The organism is Microcoleus sp. BM001215392, assembly GCF_036700185.1.
Classification (GTDB): Bacteria; Cyanobacteriota; Cyanobacteriia; order Cyanobacteriales; family Microcoleaceae; genus Microcoleus.
In genome coordinates, this window is sequence record NZ_JAUBOJ010000624.1 from 1 (window position 1) to 2,393 (window position 2,393).

A 2,393-nucleotide genomic window follows, 5' to 3' on the forward strand; every position below is an offset into this window, starting at 1 on the left:
CCTAGCCCCCCTTAAGAAGGGGGGGACAAGAAAAGAGTATTCTCTTTCGTCCCCGCAACGATGCGGGGGATGCGAGGGGGAAGAAGCCTCGGCGGTAAACGAGAGATACAAAAGTTTTTGGGCTCAAATTAACACGGCTTGGATACGGCTCCGATCGCCCTGGCTCCCCCATGATAGTCGGGGGGGACAAGATTCCGATCGACAGTCCCCGCAACGATTCGGGGGATGCGAGGGGGAAGAAGCCTCGGCGGTAAATGAGAGATACAAAAGTTTTCGGGCTCAAATTAACACGGCTTGGAGACGGATCTGATCCCCCCCTAGCCCCCCGAATCGTTGCGGGGGGACAAGAGAAGAGCATTCTCTTTCGTCCCCGCAACGATGCGGGGAATGCGAGGGGGAAGAAGCCTCCGATAGAAGCGAGATTTCTCAGGTTTCAATCCATTGTTGACACCGCCGGCACTGCCGTCTCCGATATTTCAGAGAATCGAAAAATCGTACAACATAAATTATTTGACATCTCAAATCCCCTTAAAACACTCAAACTATGCAGCTAGAACTCAAACAAATCACAGTCCAACCAGGAAGTCAAATACTGCTAAAAGACATAACCTGGCAGATGTTTGAAACCATCTTAGTAGAACTCGGAGAACACCGCGCCTCCAGACTTTCATACAGCAACGGAACATTAGAAATCATGGTACCGCTACCGGAACACGAAATTGGCAAAGTCTTGATTGGAGACTTAGTGAAAATCCTCCTCGAAGAACTAGATATAGAATTCTGCTCTTTGGGCTCCACTACACTAAAAAATGCAAAAATGGCTCAGGGATTAGAAGCTGATGACTGTTTCTACATCCAAAACGAAGCCGCAGTTCGAGGCAAAAACCGCCTCGACTTAGCCACAGACCCCCCTCCCGATTTAGCCATCGAAATCGACATCACATCGCGCGCACAACTTAACAACTACGAAGCATTGGGAGTTCCCGAATTGTGGCGCTACAACGGCCGCGACCTGCAAATCAGTGTATTGCAAGATGGAAAATACATACAGTCCGATCGCAGTTGCCAATTTCCCAACTTCGCGATCGCCCAACTCATCCCCCAGTATTTAGCACAAAGCAAAACCGCCGGCAGAAACGTCGCCATGAAAGCCTTTCGAGCTTGGGTGAAAACCCAAATTTAGCGATATTTCATACCATAGGCCAGATCGGCCCCTCCCACCCCTGGTGGGAGGGGGGACAAGAGTGCGATCGAACTCCCCCAGTACAACCAGAGGGATTCGAGGGGATCTCGCCTCGGATAGAAGCGAGATTTCTCAAGTTTCCAGCGATTTATCCGCAGCGGGCGATCGCATCAATACGCCCAATTTATCCGATCGCGCGATCGACAAATTTACCCTCGGGAAACAGCACTGCCGTATCCAAAATGCTATCTAGTAAAAAAATATACATAATCCCAGATTTATTTTCGCCAGCCCAACAGCCGTATCTAGACTCCCGTAGCTGACAACATATACATTGCAGGCGGTGCTGTTTCCCAAAAAAGATACTACCGTACCTGACGCGCAGCTTGATTAAATGGCTACAAAATTTCAGTAAATACCATCTACACAGTCACCAAACTCAAAAGTTAAAATCGACCCAAGCAAAAATACCACTTCCTACCGATTTTTTCCCCAGTCAGACATCAAGGAGTGCATCAAGATGTTAATCTATAAAATGCTCAAAGGCAGAGCCACTACACCTGCCGCAGGTTTTACTATGATTGAGACATTGATAATTCTTTTAATCATGGGAACTTTTAGTGCGATCGTCGCCCCCGGTTGGCTGATGTTCATCAACAACCACCGTTTAAAGGTATCAGTCGATCGTGTTTATGCTGCGATCGATCGCGCCCACAGCAACGCCAAACGCGACAAAACTACATGGCAAGTCAGCTTCAAACAAATAGAAGAAAAGGCACATCTAGCAGTTCACTCAGCCGACATTCCCCCAAGTCAAATACCAGCCCATGAATGGAAAGAGCTAGAAGAAAAAATTCAAATAGATCCACATGAAACCACAATGCTCGAAGTAGATGAAAGCAACAACCAAAAAGCAGACGGCACAATCCAGCGAGTAATGTTCAACTATCGAGGTTGTCCCGTATCTCGCAGCGACCACGACTGCACCCTCACAAGTATCAGAGCCAAAGGAACCCTAACACTATCTCATCCCCAGTTAAAAAACAGCCAGCGCTGCATCATTATCTCCACTCTCCTAGGACACAAACGCATCTCCAAAAGACAATCAAAACCCAATCCCAACAACGACAAAAAAAGATACTGCTACTAATACCAATTTCAAACGAAATAACAGTATTCTTGTTCCCCCCCTTTATAAGGGGGGGGCTAG

General features: G+C 47.6%; 3 protein-coding genes. All 3 read left to right on the forward strand.

Annotation, left to right across the window (positions count from 1 at the left end):
- Positions 1 to 544: 544 nt before the first annotated feature.
- The 3 genes from QT974_RS33505 to QT974_RS33515 all read left to right on the forward strand — a co-directional run bounded on the left by QT974_RS33505 (position 545) and on the right by QT974_RS33515 (position 2,333).
- Entirely contained in the window at positions 545 to 1,183 is a 639-nt protein-coding gene (locus tag QT974_RS33505; protein WP_333472675.1) for a Uma2 family endonuclease, read from the forward strand.
- Positions 1,184 to 1,244: 61 nt separating this feature from the next.
- Positions 1,245 to 1,436: a hypothetical protein gene (locus QT974_RS33510; RefSeq protein WP_333472676.1), complete on the forward strand. Its 192-nt coding sequence runs from the start codon at positions 1,245 to 1,247 to the stop codon at positions 1,434 to 1,436.
- A gap of 267 nt (positions 1,437 to 1,703) precedes the next feature.
- Positions 1,704 to 2,333, forward strand: coding sequence for a pilus assembly FimT family protein (locus QT974_RS33515; RefSeq protein ID WP_333472677.1), 630 nt, complete (start codon positions 1,704 to 1,706; stop codon positions 2,331 to 2,333).
- The last annotated feature ends 60 nt before the right edge of the window (positions 2,334 to 2,393 follow it).

What these genes read in the sequence shown, in the direction of transcription:
- QT974_RS33505 (WP_333472675.1), top strand. Translation starts at nt 545, where the DNA reads ATGCAGCTAGAACTCAAACAAATCACAGTCCAACCAGGAAGTCAAATA.
- QT974_RS33515 (WP_333472677.1), top strand. Translation starts at nt 1,704, where the DNA reads ATGTTAATCTATAAAATGCTCAAAGGCAGAGCCACTACACCTGCCGCA.